The organism is Blautia sp. ZXY-1-C6 (genome assembly GCF_056339875.1).
The window spans coordinates 1-15,915 of sequence record NZ_JBWJVQ010000165.1 but is presented as its reverse complement, the minus strand read 5'-3'; the positions used below and the strand labels follow the sequence as shown (position 1 = coordinate 15,915).

Below are 15,915 nucleotides of genomic sequence, written 5' to 3'. Positions count from 1 at the left end.
CATTATATGTTCTGGATCGTCTAATGTTTTCAATTTTTCTGACTGCGTTAAACCGGAAATAACGCCTGCTAACATGCAATCACTATGAAGGAATACAGCATCAATATCTTCATTTGTTGTAAGGATATCATTCATAGCAGCCATAGATGATTCTGAAGACCAATCACAAGGATTATCTCTGATATCATCCAATCCATATTCTTCTACACCCTCTGCAAATCCTGTTGTTCTATCATCTGCAGAAGCAGTTCCTAAAGTCCCCTGCATTGTTGTTACTGTTGCACCTTCTCCAGCATTATCCGCAATATATTCTGCCGCCAGTTTACCCATTGCCACATCATCAATAAGCGCACTATAGTCAACTGTACAATCTCCATTGATAGCTCTTCCTACCGCTATAGCCGTAACTCCCGCTTCATTGCATGCTTTTACGGCAGGTGCAACAGCATTACTATCTGCTGCCTGAATTAAAACAACATCTACTCCTTTTTCAATAAAGTCATAAATCTGATTGCACTGATTCTCAACATCGCCATCTGCACTGCTTACTGTTACTTCTGCTCCAGCTGTTTCAAGTAAGTACTGTGCATACTTCTGTACTGCAATTACATATTCACTGTCTAATTCTGCAACAGTAATAGCTACCTTTAACGGTGTTCCGTCCTCTTTAATAGCAAGGTTCGGTAAAATTTCACTTTCAAAATTATCTACCGTCACTTCTGTTTCCGCATTCGCCCATGCTGTTATAGACATTGTAGGCATCAGAAGCGCTCCTACCATAATTGAACCCACGATCATTTTCATTTGTTTCCATTTAGCCATTTTCTTGTCCTCCTTAGTATTTATTGTGTTATGAAATAACAAATGCTTGTACCATGATAATATATTTTTTTTATTGTTATGTCAAGTCGTTTTGCAAAATTACATATTTCTTACAATTTATTCTCGTTTTAGTTGTGCATATTGCATATATTACGATAAAATAATTTTATTTTTTTACTTTTTTTATTTGATTATTTGTAAAATTTGTGTTATATTGGATTTAAATTAAAAGGAAAGGGGGGAAACGATAGATATGGACACTATCCAGTATCCTACATTGATAAAAATCAATGAAATGTATCCTCAAATGACTCAAAGTCAGCAACAGCTTGCTACTTATATTTTGGAAAATCCATCCATCGTAGTAAATACATCGATAACTGATCTTATGAGTCACACTAATTTTCGAAGCGAAGCTTCTGTTGTAAAATTCTGCCGACTACTTGGATTTGACGGATTTAAATCTTTTAAAATCAAACTTACACAGGAATATTTAAATCGAACATTTTATCATTCTCAAAACGATATTACCTTAGACGACACACCTGGGGATATTAAGAAAAAAGTATTCCTTGGCGCTATTAACTCATTGAACAAAAATTCAGACACCATTATAGATGAATGTACAGAAGCCCAGCGTCTTATCATCTCTGCTAACCGCATTATAATTATCGGTCATGGAGCTTCAGCTGCAATATGCCAGTATGCCTATTTTCGTTTTACTGAACTTGGCCTTAATTGTGTCTACAACCTGGATGCACACATGACCGCCGCATTGCTTTCACATCCTAAGACTAATGATTTGATTTTATGCGTATCACAATCTGGTGAAACAGCTGACATTTATAAACAAATTGAAAACGCATACAGAAATAGAATTACAACAATTCTAATTACAGGAAATCCCAATTCTTCTATTGCAAAGATTTCTACTGTCGTATTAAGCACACTTAGTGAAGAGTTCAATATTTTGACAGATGCATTAAATTCGCGCATATCTCAATTCTGTTTAATTGATGCTCTTTTTTCTATGATCAGTATAAAAGATGCAAATAGAATGATTCCACGTCTTCAGGAAACCAGAAATACTTTTAAGAAATACAAGATAGAACAGAATAATTTGTAGAATTACATTTCATTTACTTTAAGAATGGATAACAAATGCTTACAACATCCACGTTAGAAAGGACAATCAGAAATGGATACATATACAATTACAATAGACGGCGGTACTACTAATACACGTTGCATTCTTTGGAACAGTAGTCGTCAGCGAATAGACGAACAGAAACGTGAGGTCGGCGTACGCAATACGGCCATAGATGGCAATAATTCCAAATTAAAAAATGCTGTTAAAGAATGCCTTGAACAGTTGCTTGAAGACCATTCTCTTACTTACGATAACATCAATCATATTATTGCCAGCGGTATGATTACTTCCGATGTAGGAATTGTTGTCGTTCCGCACCTCACAGCTCCTGCCGATTTAGAACAGATAGCTCGTTCTACTGTTGCAATAAGGCTTCCAGAAATATGTCCAATCCCAATCCACTTTATACCTGGAATCAAAAACTCATGTAGTAATATTTCTCTTGAAAATTACGAAGCAATGGATATCATGCGTGGCGAAGAAGTAGAAAGTCTCGCCATTATTGATAAATACCATAATGGTTCCCCAATGATCCTAGTACTTCCAGGATCACACAATAAGTTTGTCGCAGTAAATGCCGATAAAGAAATAACCGGTTGCCTTACTTCTATTTCCGGAGAACTACTTTCTGCAATTATCAACGATACAATCATTGCCAAGTCAGTAAACAGAAGTTTTGTTACTGCTGACCAATATGACAGAAAATGGCTTCTTCTAGGCTATAATACCGCAAAAGAAACCGGACTTGGACGTGCATGCTTTTCCGGTCGTATACTCGGACTTTTCTGCAACGCCGAGCCTTCAAAAATATCAAACTATATTTTAGGTGCAGCACTTCAGGGTGACATTCAGGCTATCAGAAATTCCTCCGCACTTTGTGTAACTGACGATACTCAGTTTGTTGTCTGTGGAAAAGATCCTTTTAAACAGGCATTAGTTGACATCTTCACAGAAGAAAAACTAAGTAACCAAATAACTATATTTGAACCCGAAGCTGGATTTTCTGCTTCTGCTTTAGGTGCATATCTTGTAGCTGAAAAATGTAAAATTATATAGGAGAAAATATATTATGAAAGTTGTAATTACAGATTATCAATACGAAAATATAGATTCAGAACGTTCAATTATCACTGGTGCAGGTTATGAATTATTTGATTACCAAGTTAAAACTACTCCAGATCTTATTCCAGTTGTAAAAGATGCAGATGCAGTCATCACACAGTATTCTGATATTAATGCAGAAGTAATCGAACACATGCAGAATTGTAAAATCATCATAAAGTACGGAATTGGCGTAAATAATATTGATTGTGAAGCTGCTTCCAAGAAAGGAATTTATGTGTGCAATGTACCTGATTATGGTGTGGATGAAGTATCCGACCATGCGTGTACCATGCTTCTCGCTTTAGGAAAAAAGCTACCCATCTTAGCAAAATCTTTCCGCAAAGGTGAATGGGGATATTCCAGTGTTGTCCCTCTTTTAAGATTATCAGAATGCACTCTTGGATTGGTAGGCTTTGGTCGCATCCCTAAAATGGTTGCCCGCAAAATGAGTGCATTTGGAATGAAAGTGATCGCATACGATCCTTATATAAATGAGACTGCTGCTCAGGAGCTAAATGTAACACCTGTTACTTTAGAACAGCTTCTCAAAGATAGCGATCTTATCTCTGTTCATTGCCCACTTACAAAAGATACTTACCATCTTATCGGGAAAGAAGAAATGACATTATTAAAACCAAACGCTATTCTTGTGAATACAGCTCGTGGCGGAATCATCGACGAGGCCGCTCTTATCGAAGCACTGCAAAACGGCAAGATTTCTGGTGCCGGAGTAGATGTATTTGAAAACGAACCAGTTACTCCAGAACATCCATTACTCCATATGGATAATGTAATCGCAACTCCACATAGCGCATGGTATAGCGAAACTGCAATTCATACATTGCAAAGAAAAGTAGCCGAAGAAGTAGTTAATGTATTAAATGGTAATCCTCCTTTTAATTGCGTAAATATGAAATAATTGAAGCAAGCGTCTCGTAACTAGGTAATCATTCGTATATTAACATCTTATAAAAGCCATCTGATACTGTTCTTGGCTGTCTGCCAGATTCTCTATCAGATGGCTTAGTATTATTTTTTCAGTTTAGTACGGCAGTATTCCGGAAGATCCTCTGATAGTGTAAAATAGTTTGTGTTTTTGGATTATAAAGTGCCACAGCACTTTCCATCTACTCTTTCAGGTTCTTTCCGGCATTGTATTCAGGCTTCAGCTTCTTCCGGCCACCGCCTGGTTTTCTTGTTTTCTTCATTTTACTCATGCAACTCCAACGGCAGTCCATCCGGGTCATGGAAGAAAGTCATCTTCTTGCCGGTGTAATCATCCATGCGGATTGGTTCACATTCAATCCCTACCTCCGCCAGCTCATTCACCGTCTGCTCCACGCTCTCCACACAAAATGCAAGGTGACGCAGCCCACAGGCCTCCGGGCGGTTCGCACGCTTCGGCGGGTTTTCTTCTGCAAAAATCTCCAGCTCTGTGTGCTCATTGACACGAAGATCTAGCTTCCAGTCCTTACGCTCTGGACGGTAGTTTTCCCTGATGACAGAGAATCCAAGCTTGTTCACATAAAAATCCTTAGCAACTTCGTAGTCAGATACGATGATTGCAATATGATGTATTTTTGATAAGTTCATTTTCTCACGCTCCACTTCTTTAAATTTTGTTCTTCTTTTATTTTCGTTATAAACTATACGGCAACCTTCAAAAAATACCGTGTGAACTCCTAAAGTTCAGTTTGTCCACACGGCATTTATTTTTCTTGGATTCTTGTTTATTTCAGTTTTTCAAGAATCTCGTCCGCACTCATACCGCCGGCTAATAATCTCTTAACCACACTCTCTTCATGGGGTCTGACCCCGCAGTGCTTTATTAATCCCGATTTTTTTGAACAAATCTTCTATCTTTATAATAGCTTGTTCTGTTTCAGCCTTTGTCATTGCAGATTGGGAAGCTTTCGCTTTGCGAAATTCTTCGATATTGTATGAATTCTCCTGTGTGCACATCTGCAGATACATATTGAGTAAACATAGTTCTTTCTCAGAAAAATCCTTTACTAATTTTCTCAATTCCGCATCAGAATATGAAGATATTGGTTTTGAATCTGTAGCTTCCTCATCATAGGAATCGTAAGAAAAATATTTATTTGTAACAGATATTACTTCATAAGAGAAAGAGGATTCCATACCAAGTTTAACCTGATAGTTTAATACAGTAGGGATTGTGCAATGTAAATATTTACTGGCTAATTCAACAGTAAAAGGAGTTCCTGATTCTTCACATTCCTGCTGAATTTTTTTGATTTTTTCCAGTTGATTAGCTAGATATGGAGTTGTATTATATTTTTTGAAACTTACGAAAATGCAAACAGCATGTTTTATAGAATAGCGAAAAAATGTAGTCGCTCTTCCGAGATCAGGATTAAATCTGGGCAAGTCTGCTAAAACTTCAACCCATAATGACTGATATAACTCCTGAAATTCGCATTTTTCGAGTGTACTACGATAACTGTAATACAGTTCATACATTATATAATTATTCAAATACTCATAAATCAACTTATCTGCTTTATCGCGGCTTATTTTATCAGATGCATTTCTTTTCATTTGTATATAAGAATATAATAAATATGCATCGAAATTTGGATTCGTCTTATATCTTTTGCGTTCAGAACTGTTCTTCATAAATTTATCCTTTCATATTTTGCCATACATTATTTCATACTGCTATTCATAGGATTCTTTCCTGTATATATATAAGTTCCTTAAGCATGGCATCAACAACAGATTTCGGACTGTAAGCATAGCCAGTCCAAAAGAAGAATCCTTTCCTGGATTCAAATAAATTCCCATTCTTTATGGGGTCTGACCCCGAGAGTTTTTCCAAAAGTGCCGGATTTTCTATGCTAAGATGGAGGAGCCGGTTACTCCTCCATAACTTTTTATTCCTCAGCTAATCTTTCCTGGATATATGTAAGCTCCATCATCTTAGTTTTAATTTCTTCTTTATTGAGAAGTTTTGTCTTCATGGGGTCTGACCCCGAGAGTTTTTCTATCATCACAAAAGCGTATGGCAGCCGCCCACGCTTCAAAGGCATTTTCCATCAATACTGGTTTCATATCTTGCTTGTTCTTTTCTCTTCAAAAGACAGGTACCCATGTCAACGATGGGAGAAACACGTTCATCCTAACCGTTAACATGAGCGGTTCACTTGCTATTTAAAATGATTGAGCTGTTTCTAACTCGCAGGCTTTATCGTACAGATTATCATAATGCAAAGTCAGAATGTTTTGCTGGGTTACTTTGTTTCGACGATCACGATAAGTAGCTTCGTTGTAATCCTCACGCAAGCCTGCGACCACAGCGTAGTGGAAGCGGCTTGAATCATATTCTGAAAATTCCTTCGGAAGTGAGGATTTGTTGCTGTACTTGGTGATCGTTACAAACGATGCAGAAAAGTGTGCTTCGATTTCTGCTTTCCAATCATAAATTTGATAAGTACCTTTTCTAAAGGTTTCTCCCTCGTGTCCAGATTTCAAGGTTGTTCTTCCATTAGGGTGTTCAAGCTCGACAAATACAAACTCATATCCGCCAGAGCTTTTTCCTATCAACAAATAATCGGCAATGTACTTACCTAAAGCAAATTCCGGGAAGACATATGCATCGTGGTGACCAAAATTATAATACTTAAATACACCAGCAATAATATGATAAGCAGGTCTGTGATTAATAAAGCGAAGAACGTTTCTTTCGTTTGTATTTGCATCATGAATCAAGGCACAAAATTCTTCATTTAGTTGTTCCATATTACCTTCGTTCTGGAAATCAAACAACTCAATATGATTGTTAGGGAACAAACTATCATAGTGTCGAACTGCTGCTGGATACAATCGCCTATGATTTATCTTCCCAAATCCTCTGTCTCCGACAGCTTTTCTTTCAGTACACAAAATACCCTCATACAGTTGCATTTCCTGTTTGGTAGGAACGCTCTTTATATAGTCTCGTTTATATAAATTCATGATACTTCCTCGGATAATATCAAATAAAGCTTCCTCATGGGGTCTGACCCCGAGAGTTGTTCTTGCCAGTCTGGATGTACAGCTTGCCAGCAGCTCCTTAAATACTGCTTCGGCTTCAGCTTTCTTTGCTACTTCTCCGCAATCTGGGATGCATAGTTGTTCCACAAAACAAAACATTCGTTTTATGTCTTTTATTATGCACTTTTCTTTTCCAAAGCTATTTTTTCTACTTCTTCCAGAGTAAGCTCTGTGTACATTGCAATATCTTCATAATTAAGTTTACCATCTTCTATCATTAAACGAGCCATACGAATTGCTTTCATTTTTTCTGCTTCTCTTGCTGCTTCATTTCTCATATCTTCCATAGCTTTACACATAATTGCCACTCCTTTCTCATCTTCTTTAAAATAATGTACACGGTCAGCCAGCACTTCGTAGTACATATCTTTAGCATTGGTACATGTAAAATCATGCATAAGTTTTCCTAATGCTGTTTCATCTTTTATTTGAGAGTTTACATATATAATATGCGATTGGTCATTGAACATTTTTCCTGTTTCCCTAACGATACGATCCACATGATATATTGGAATATTCTCTCCTAACACATCATTTTCTGTGATAAAAACCACATACGTTTCATTTAAATTTTGATATTGTTCACCCGGTTCTGTCACATTTGCATCAATCAAGCTACTATTATATCTAGCTCTCTTCACACCTGCACCTTTATCATCTCTTTGAATTTCAATATTATACACCTGATTTTGTCGATCCACTGCGAGAATATCCAAACGAACAGAACGCCCTTGTAAGTTTTTTATTACATATTGACTGCTCACACTTGTAACTTTAAGATCATCTCGTTTTAGTATAATCTGCAATAAAAATTCCACACAATTCTTATCTTCAAATACTTTGCTCATAAAATCATCATCTAAAAGACGAAAGCCACGTAATCTTTGAAGGTCTTCTTCGTGCTTTTGCTCAAAATCAAATCTTTCTTCCTCATTCATTGGTAACACCTTCTTTTCTCAGCTTATCCACATCTTCTATACTACCATCTTAACATCAATACACCCCTATTACAAGGACTGTATCCGCACATATTTTACTTTCTCTTGGTCAGTTTATTCAGGTAATCCAGATTTGTGGATTTGATGCGTGCCTGTTACAATGAGATTTTTTCCTTAGATGATTTCCGGTAATCTGTCCAGCGTTTTTTATTGAACAGGATGATGTCCATGATATTCATCCAACTTACGCACAAAAGAATTCCACGAAGCTATCTCTAAATTATCTGCTGGTTTACATTTTACAATTTCGTGGCTTTCTTCAATTGACTTGTCTTCTCTTTCAACTCCACCTATAGCTATATATTTAACATCTATATCCTTCTGTGGGTCAACCAATAGGGTTTTTCGAGGACCCACTAAATAATTTCCACTATATTCCTCATTGATTGCTTTATCCTTATCTTCATGTATCTGGGTTCTGAATGAACTGTAATTTCTGTTTATGTATTCCATATGATTTTTTAATTGTGTAATTGCATCATTCATATGTACATTTAAACCCTGATAGTGATTGGCCTTAACAATTTTAAAATCTGCACCTTTGACTTCTACAATGCAGACTTTCATTTTTGATCTTGATGTCAGCACTACAAAATCTGCAATTTTATCTCCAATAGGATAATTAGAAAAGCAGATATATTCCTCATGCGGCTCCGCCAGATAATCTGCCATGCCATACCATGTATCATTTGTTTTCAGAACCTTCACAGATATCTTCCCATGCTCCAGCAGTTCACCGATGAAGATAGGAATCAGATATTCTGCCTTTAGTGGATTACCCGGCACTTCCTTCTCGAAGAATTCTTTGAATCCCTCTTCCAGCGTTGTAAGGAAATCAGGAGTTAAGCCCCACATATTCATGGAAACCAGAGAATCAACATCAACAGCCATTCCTTCTGCCTCTGCTCCAGCTGCGGTCTTTACAATGTTCTTCGTTTCCACAACCTCGGTCAGGTTGTAATCCTCATTCATCTTGCAGATACCACGAGTCACGCCACCGTTATCAGACAGCGTGTTCTTCAGCACAAAACCTGCCATACAGGACTTGCCGCCATTCACCAGATACTCATGAACAGCCTTGAAACCTTCTTTGCCATAGTAATCATCTGCATTGATGACGATGAACGGGGTCTTGATGACCTTCTTCGCTGCAAGCACGGCCTGTCCAGTTCCCCACGGCTTTGTACGGCCTTCCGGCAGAGTCCCCGGAATATCGTTAATGTCCTGGAAAGCATAATCCACCGGCTCTAACTGCTTGATTCCTGTTCCGAAGCGGCTGCCAATACCAGCTGCCATGATAAGTAATGTTGTTTTCATAATTCTCCTTTCCATACCTTGTAGCGCCCAATGTGCCTTCCACAAAATTTTATGTAGTTATTAGAGCAGCGCCAGTAGCCTATGCTCTCGTTTTCGTTTATAGTTTCTTTAGAGAAAAATCATTTCTTCTTCATGGGGTCTGACCCCGAGAGTCTGACCCCGAGAGGGCTATTCTCAATATCTTTTACAAGGACAATATCTCAAAAATCATAGCTTTTTCTGTCCATATCTGTTAAAATTGACAATGATTAATATACAGGGGCTGCTGCACATGAAAGTGCGGCAGTCCCTGTCGAATGGATGAGGAAAATTAAAATGAACACAACAGCAAATCTTGGCAAGGCACCCGTACGCACTCTGGTGCTCCAGCTTGCCATCCCTTCTATGACCGCGCAATTTGTCAATGTACTTTACAGTATTATTGACAGGATGTATATCGGACATATTTCCGAAAATGGCGCACTGGCTCTTGCAGGTGCAGGCATATGCGGTCCTATCGTTACACTTCTCACTTCTTTTGGCACCCTGGTAGGAATCGGAGGTTCCATTACCATGGGAATCCGAATGGGCGAAAAGAATCACAAAAAAGCAGAACAGGTACTGGCAAATTCTTTTCTGATGCTCAGTATTTTTTCTGTTCTGCTGACTGTCAGCTTTCTTCTACTAAAAGATAAGCTGCTTATGTTGTTTGGCGCAAGTGGGGCTACTTTTCCCTTTGCCAATACCTACCTGACTATTTATACAACAGGTACCTTTTTCGCACTGATGGCTACAGGGCTTAATTACTTTATCAACTGTCAGGGATTCCCCCTTGTGGGAATGTTTACCGTACTGATCGGCGCAGGATGTAACATCTTGTCAGACCCGATTTTTATTTTTGGTTTTCATATGGGAATTTCCGGTGCTGCCATTGCAACCGTTATTTCACAGATACTCTCCTGCATCTTTGCAATGACCTTCTTATTGGGAAAAAAGGTTCCTGTAAAGATTACCTTCGGACAGTACAACTTAAAAGTCATAAGGAAAATCCTTTCCCTGGGATTTTCTCCTTTTCTGATCCTGGCCACAGACAGCCTGATCCTGATCTTTATGAATACAGTGCTCCAGAAATATGGTGGTGCTTCCCAGGGCGATATGCTGATCACCTGTGCCACCATTGCTCAAAGCTATCTGCTTCTGATCACCTCACCTATGATCGGGATCAGCGGAGGTACACAGGCAATCCTGAGCTACAATTACGGTGCCAGATGCGTAAACAGGGTCAAGGACGCAGAAAGGAACATTCTGAGAGTAATGCTTATCTTTACCACCATCATGTTCCTTCTCTCCCGGTTTATTCCCCGGTACTTTGTTCTTCTGTTTACCACTAATCCACAGTATATCAGATTCTCTGTCTGGGTCATCCGTACCTATACACTGATGATCATTCCGCTAAGCTTCCAGTATGTCTTTGTAGACGGGCTGACTGCCCTGGAATGTCCAAAGACAGGACTTGCGCTCTCCGTTACCAGAAAATCTCTTTTTGTGATCAGTGCAGCTGTCCTGCCTTCTTTCTTTGGTGCAAAAGCGGCTTTTTTCGCAGAACCTGTTGCTGACGGAATCTCTTCTGTCCTCTCAACAATTGTATTCCTGCTTCTGATTAACCGCCACCTGGATAAACGCTACCGGATGGACAAGAAAGAGAGCCTGTAAATTACTCCTGTATCTCCGCATTTGAGAGATACAGGGAATAAGTATGATTGTGCAGCAATCTATCAGTACTGCTGTTTTCTGAATCTCCTCCAACGCAAACAGACTGTCCGGTTCATTGCCCACATAGCGTCCCACCACATCACGGAGAAGATTTCTCGCCAGACGCCTCTGCCCTGTATAGATCAGGACAAATCTCTCATCCAGTTCCTTCTTTGTCTGCGGTGAAAGCTCTATGTGTGCTACCTGAAGCCGCTGTTGAAGTCCAGGCATGGAGGTTATATATTTAAGACCATATGTAATACCTCCGACCTGTTCCTGCCATCCGCCTCCTGTAGACATGATCTGCTCCATTGCCAGTACATGGGCATATAAATCTTCTTCTGTATATGCGATTCCCATAAATTCAAACACTGCCTTCACACAGGCTGCCGAAAGAATAGATGAGGTGCCAAGACCGGAACCTTTGGGAACATTTGTTACCTCAGAATGCATAACAAAACCACTGCCAAGACGTTCCAGTATTTCACCCAGAGTATGTCCTTCCCTGGGAATGATCCCACAGGCAAGAAGACAAGCCTTCTGCAGGGCAAAGGGATCATAAGGGTCACCTGTGGCCTGCAAAGGCTCAATCGTGTCAAACTCTCCATGAACATCCATATCCCGGCTGTCAAAAACCACCTTCTGCTCAGGAATCCTCTCCAATGTCACCTCTACCGGCTTCTCCCCGTTCAAAAGAATAGCGGCATTTAATACAGTCCCGCCCTTTTCATTACAATAGGGCGGTGTATCACTCCAGCCACCTCCCCAGTTCACACGAAGAGGCAGCCTGACTGTATGATGATTGGTATTTCATGGGGTCTGACCCCAATATTAAGGAATCTTCTTAAAATCAGATAGCAGGTTTAAGAGAGGGATACTCGTAACTATTTACATACATATATTCAGGTGCACAGTCAATCTCCTCATCCAGCCAGGTAACCACTCCATCTACTACTTTACAATTTTTAAAAATATCTTCATCAGACAATGGTTTATAGGCAGATCCTGTTAAGATAGATGCGTCAAAAAGACGCTGTTCTCCTGTTGAAAATGTAAGAATCATCATCATATCATCCAATGGTTTAACAGATACTACTTGGATATTTTCTGACTTTTCATTAGCATATACAATTCCATTTAATACAAACATCAACCCACCCCCTACTGTAATGGTTTAATTTTATCAAAATGTTCTCCTCTAACGGCTTTATTCCAAGCGGCATATGCTTCTTCTTCATGTAAAGCAAGCCATCCTACCAACATTCTAAATTGTTTCTGTGGAAGAGAACCCGCAAGCAGTTCTCCATCTATTCCAACAGAAGCTTTATACTCACCATAAGTAACATGAACATGTGGTTTATTATGCTGGACTGTATCATTGAATAACATTTTTATGACCATTCCCTCAAATCTACTCAATTCTGGCATTGTATTATCCTCTTTTCTTTGAGAATTACGAATTTGCAAACACTCTTTCCTTTCCTACTTTTTGAAATTATATCATTTAAGATAAGCCTCTGCAAGATACTTTAGATTTTCTTTATAGAACTTTTAGCTCTGATTCATTTCTTTTATTTGGATTTCATGGGGTCTGACCCCAATGCTTTTTTTCAATTCTCCAAACTGGAATTGTTCGAGCTTTTCAAATACTAACGTCCTTAATTCTGTTCAATAATTGATTTATAGTAGTTACCAAAGTCAGCAAGTGAATTAACAATTGGAAGCATTTTTGTTCCGAGTTCCGTTAAGCCGTATTCAACTCTCGGTGGCTGCTCATGGTAATCGTGGCGATATGCCAGCCCATCACTCATCATTTGTCTTAAACTATCTGTCAAAACCTTTTGTGAAATACCATCTATACTTCGTTGTAGCTCATTGAATCTCCATGGACGCTCTTTCAAGTTACGCAAGATCAGCAGTTTCCATTTTCCTCCGATAAGAGATACTGCTGTTGCAACTGGGCATTCCGGTAATTCTTCTTTTGCTCGCATAATTCTCACCTCCGAGTCTATTGTAACACATTCATTTTTGAGTGTACAGTTACAAAAAGGTGCGTACTTGTTTTTGTATGTGTCTCACACTATACTAATCCCAAGCAACCAGAAACTACAAATTAACTATGGAGGTATTATCATGGTAAATTACACAAAAACAACTATTGGAAAGGAAAACCGAATTGAGCTGCATGAAAAGTTGTCTTTAACAGGTGCAGAAATCAGTTTAAACGAACTACCTGCAGGAGCAAATGTCCCATTTGTTCATTCTCATAAAGAAAATGAAGAAATCTATGGAATTCTTTCAGGTAACGGCAAAGTCATAATTGATGGAGAAGAAATTAGCCTTTCAACTGGAGACTGGCTAAAAATCGCACCTGCTGCAAAGCGTCAGTTTTTTGCATCCGATATTTCTGGAATTACTTATATCTGCATTCAGGTAAAAGAAAATTCTCTGGAACATTTTACAGCAGAGGATGCCGTAATCGGCTAATTAAAAGGTAAGCGCTTAAATGGTTCTTTCCGTGCTTAGTTGAATTTAACGTGAAAGAGTTCTCCGAATAGCACTTTCGCTTTCAATAATTCAAAACTGTTTCGCCCATACATTATTCGTTTTATAACTTTGATTTTATTTACACTGCCTTCTGCTAAGCCATTATTATACGAATATATAATTCCATTTTTTACAGCAGTTAAGTCCTTTTTTATGCCATTTATAAATGTTTGAAGTTCAGGGATATCGTATTTTTGTGCTTCATTGATCCATTCATCTAATTTTGCAGGATTATTAGAAAATAGGACATTACAAAACTCTTTGGTTAATGCATACAGCTCACTTAATAAAGGATATTTTTTTAATACTTCCTGATACTGTTTGGCTGTGATTGTACCGATATCCTCGAGTTTTTATAAACCAACTGGCATAAGGATTTTCTTTGCACATATTCAGAATGCGGCTTCTCTGTTTCGTTCTGTTCATACATTCGTGTTCTTTCTTTTTGCATAAACATTCGTAACGAAGCTACACTGCCTGTATATCCCTTTTTACAAATAATATCATGTATTTTAGGGTAAGTTAATCCTTTGCTTCTGAGTTCTATTACTTCCCTTTCATATGGAGCTAATTTCCCTGGAATTCGAACATTATAGTGTCCATTCGTAATTGAAAAATCAGGATTTAAATAATTTTGTATGGTTTTATAGGGATGATGCATTAGAGTGGCAATCTGCTCAATGGGATATCCCGCCAAGGCCATCTGTCTTGCTTCTTCTATTTCCTGTTCTTTTTGTTTTACTGCCAGCTGATGTTGCCGTTCCCTGGCAATTTCCTTGCTTTTAGGAACTTGGTCTTCTGGAATAGCAAGATATTTTTGGATTGTTTTAGGCGAAGAATGTAGCAATAACGCTATATCCGATATGGTCAGTCCTTCCCTGCGTTTTTCATGGGCGAATTTTATACGCAATGACCGGTTTGCAGTGTTATATAATGCTTTCATTTCATCCGTAATGCTTTCTGTTAATGGTATTTCAACCCTTGCAGGAAACTCACGAAATATATATTTACAGATAACTTCCGAAAGTCCCTTTATCAAGTGAAAACGGTCACTAATCTGTATGACATCAGGATGAGAATTTGTAGCAGCGGATGCGTATGTAATGGCTCCATCCCTTGAAATAACTTCGATATTGTGAAACGTTTTCAACCAGTTGCAGACATCATTTGTGTCTCTTGACGGAATCATATCAATAATTCGATGATTCTCTAAATTTATCATAACTGTTCCATAAGAGAATCTTTTACGGAGCGCAAAATCATCCACACATATCATTTTTACAGAAGATTTATCCACAATGGATGGCATTTTTTTAAGCAGATCGCAGATGCTGCTTTTACAAACTGTAATATTTTCACTTTTTAAAAGTTTAGAAGCATTCAACGAGCTTAGCTGGGATGATGCATATAAAATATTTTGGATTAACCGGTTCGTTTTTTTCGATTTAGCAGTCACAAATGGATGTTTCTCTGAAAAAGTTTTGTGAGAACAGTCCGGATTCATACATCGCATTTTCCTGGTATCAATATACGAATGATTACCTACTTACCCTCTTTTTTCTCGGTTTCCTCGTTTTCATCTAAGAACTCTGCCAGATCATTTTCATCTACCAATGACATCATGTACACGTTCTCGGAAGTACCAGAACGGTCAATGACCATATAAAAGGTATTTCCATTCTTTGTCTGTACTGTCAGAAACTGCTTGGAACTGTCATTCTCCTTATCATCCACAAGCTGTCCGTTTCCCGGCGTGGAAAACGGTGTTCCCTCTGTGGCAGGCTGCTCCGCCGGCTGTTCTTCTATCACCTGTTCCGCAGTTTCAGTCTGCTCTGCGTTTTCATTTGCCTGTGCAAAAGCGGTCACACTGGCAGAACCCATCAGTATTGTTGATGACAACATAATCATCAAAATTTTTTTCATTATTATTCTTCATCTTCCAAATCCTCTCTTTCTTCTATCAGTCCGGTTGACATTTCTCTGTCCATATTTTCTTCTTTCTTTATACCTGTTTCAGAACTATCCATAGAAAGATTGCCCTCTTCATCAAACTGCATGGTAACTGTTCCATTCTGAATCCCGTCCAGAAAAGTCAGCATCTTTCGGCTGTCCATCTTCATGGAACGGATTGCCTTAATGATTTCTGCATCTTCCATCTGCTTTTTCTGGATTCTCAGTTGCCTTACATGG

At 38.6% G+C, this 15,915-nt stretch carries 19 protein-coding genes and 1 pseudogene; 5 read left to right on the top strand and 15 right to left on the bottom strand.

The features are described from left to right. The coding region (locus AC075J_RS08115) for a sugar ABC transporter substrate-binding protein (RefSeq protein WP_476390230.1) at positions 1-822 on the bottom strand (822 nt) is incomplete at its 3' end. 253 nt (positions 823-1,075) lie between these two features. On the opposite strand from AC075J_RS08115, the gene AC075J_RS08110 reads away from it, so the two are divergent. The 3 genes from AC075J_RS08110 (at position 1,076) to AC075J_RS08100 (ending at position 3,995) form a co-directional block, all read left to right on the top strand. After that, complete coding sequence (locus AC075J_RS08110) at positions 1,076-1,948, top strand: MurR/RpiR family transcriptional regulator (RefSeq protein WP_055060741.1); 873 nt, start codon at positions 1,076-1,078, stop codon at positions 1,946-1,948. A gap of 72 nt (positions 1,949-2,020) precedes the next feature. Further along, positions 2,021-3,028 carry a 2-dehydro-3-deoxygalactonokinase gene (locus AC075J_RS08105; RefSeq protein ID WP_055058929.1) on the top strand — a complete coding sequence of 336 codons (1,008 nt, stop codon included), beginning with the start codon at positions 2,021-2,023 and terminating at the stop codon, positions 3,026-3,028. Between the two features lie 13 nt (positions 3,029-3,041). After that, on the top strand, positions 3,042-3,995 hold the full coding sequence (locus tag AC075J_RS08100) for a C-terminal binding protein (protein ID WP_055060742.1): 954 nt from the start codon (positions 3,042-3,044) through the stop codon (positions 3,993-3,995). A 290-nt stretch (positions 3,996-4,285) separates the two neighbouring features. Here the strand turns inward: AC075J_RS08100 and gloA2 are convergent, their stop codons facing one another. From gloA2 to AC075J_RS08070, 6 genes and pseudogenes are all read right to left on the bottom strand, one after another. Further along, positions 4,286-4,669 (bottom strand): SMU1112c/YaeR family gloxylase I-like metalloprotein, encoded by a 384-nt coding sequence (gloA2, locus tag AC075J_RS08095; RefSeq protein WP_008704394.1) that lies wholly within the window; start codon positions 4,667-4,669, stop codon positions 4,286-4,288. 207 nt (positions 4,670-4,876) lie between these two features. Continuing rightward, positions 4,877-5,716: a hypothetical protein gene (locus AC075J_RS08090; RefSeq protein ID WP_055201415.1), complete on the bottom strand. Its 840-nt coding sequence runs from the start codon at positions 5,714-5,716 to the stop codon at positions 4,877-4,879. Positions 5,717-6,250: 534 nt separating this feature from the next. After that, positions 6,251-7,231: a Shedu immune nuclease family protein gene (locus tag AC075J_RS08085; RefSeq protein ID WP_055060743.1), complete on the bottom strand. Its 981-nt coding sequence runs from the start codon at positions 7,229-7,231 to the stop codon at positions 6,251-6,253. A 17-nt stretch (positions 7,232-7,248) separates the two neighbouring features. Beyond that, positions 7,249-8,070 (bottom strand): Rpn family recombination-promoting nuclease/putative transposase, encoded by an 822-nt coding sequence (locus tag AC075J_RS08080; RefSeq protein WP_055060744.1) that lies wholly within the window; start codon positions 8,068-8,070, stop codon positions 7,249-7,251. Between the two features lie 207 nt (positions 8,071-8,277). Continuing rightward, the gene (locus tag AC075J_RS08075) at positions 8,278-8,802 is read right to left on the bottom strand and encodes a Shedu anti-phage system protein SduA domain-containing protein (protein WP_227227116.1); all 525 of its coding nucleotides are present in this window, start codon (positions 8,800-8,802) and stop codon (positions 8,278-8,280) included. Then, positions 8,800-9,447, bottom strand: a pseudogene (locus tag AC075J_RS08070) (glycosyltransferase family protein); the annotation flags it as partial. The gene AC075J_RS08075 and the pseudogene AC075J_RS08070, both read right to left, overlap by 3 nt. Positions 9,448-9,762: 315 nt before the next feature. Here AC075J_RS08070 and AC075J_RS08065 point away from each other — a divergent pair. Beyond that, positions 9,763-11,139 (top strand): MATE family efflux transporter, encoded by a 1,377-nt coding sequence (locus AC075J_RS08065; RefSeq protein WP_055060813.1) that lies wholly within the window; start codon positions 9,763-9,765, stop codon positions 11,137-11,139. Here the strand turns inward: AC075J_RS08065 and AC075J_RS08060 are convergent. From AC075J_RS08060 to AC075J_RS08045, 4 genes are all read right to left on the bottom strand, one after another. Next, positions 11,062-11,952, bottom strand: coding sequence for a GHMP family kinase ATP-binding protein (locus AC075J_RS08060; RefSeq protein WP_476390229.1), 891 nt, complete (start codon positions 11,950-11,952; stop codon positions 11,062-11,064). The two genes, AC075J_RS08065 and AC075J_RS08060, sit on opposite strands and share 78 nt — an antisense overlap. 76 nt (positions 11,953-12,028) lie before the next feature. Further along, positions 12,029-12,328 carry a DUF2442 domain-containing protein gene (locus AC075J_RS08055; RefSeq protein WP_055060677.1) on the bottom strand — a complete coding sequence of 100 codons (300 nt, stop codon included), beginning with the start codon at positions 12,326-12,328 and terminating at the stop codon, positions 12,029-12,031. An 11-nt stretch (positions 12,329-12,339) separates the two neighbouring features. Further along, a complete protein-coding gene (locus AC075J_RS08050; RefSeq protein WP_055060676.1) occupies positions 12,340-12,606 on the bottom strand; it encodes a DUF4160 domain-containing protein in 267 nt (88 codons plus the stop codon). Between the two features lie 230 nt (positions 12,607-12,836). Further along, a complete protein-coding gene (locus tag AC075J_RS08045; protein ID WP_008373705.1) occupies positions 12,837-13,169 on the bottom strand; it encodes a winged helix-turn-helix transcriptional regulator in 333 nt (110 codons plus the stop codon). A gap of 142 nt (positions 13,170-13,311) precedes the next feature. Here AC075J_RS08045 and AC075J_RS08040 point away from each other — a divergent pair, with 142 nt between their 5' ends. Next, complete coding sequence (locus AC075J_RS08040; RefSeq protein WP_476390228.1) at positions 13,312-13,665, top strand: cupin domain-containing protein; 354 nt, start codon at positions 13,312-13,314, stop codon at positions 13,663-13,665. Positions 13,666-13,700: 35 nt separating this feature from the next. Here the strand turns inward: AC075J_RS08040 and AC075J_RS08035 are convergent, their stop codons facing one another. The 4 genes from AC075J_RS08035 to AC075J_RS08020 form a co-directional block, all read right to left on the bottom strand. Next, complete coding sequence (locus AC075J_RS08035) at positions 13,701-14,003, bottom strand: transposase (RefSeq protein ID WP_476390231.1); 303 nt, start codon at positions 14,001-14,003, stop codon at positions 13,701-13,703. Positions 14,004-14,026: 23 nt separating this feature from the next. Then, positions 14,027-15,229, bottom strand: a complete 1,203-nt coding sequence (locus tag AC075J_RS08030; RefSeq protein WP_476390227.1) for a transposase — start codon at positions 15,227-15,229, stop codon at positions 14,027-14,029. 38 nt (positions 15,230-15,267) lie between these two features. Next, the gene (locus tag AC075J_RS08025) at positions 15,268-15,648 is read right to left on the bottom strand and encodes a CD1107 family mobile element protein (RefSeq protein ID WP_243099557.1); all 381 of its coding nucleotides are present in this window, start codon (positions 15,646-15,648) and stop codon (positions 15,268-15,270) included. A gap of 2 nt (positions 15,649-15,650) precedes the next feature. Further along, positions 15,651-15,915, bottom strand: a 265-nt coding sequence (locus tag AC075J_RS08020; protein ID WP_476390226.1) for a DUF4315 family protein, incomplete at its 5' end; no start/stop codon positions are given.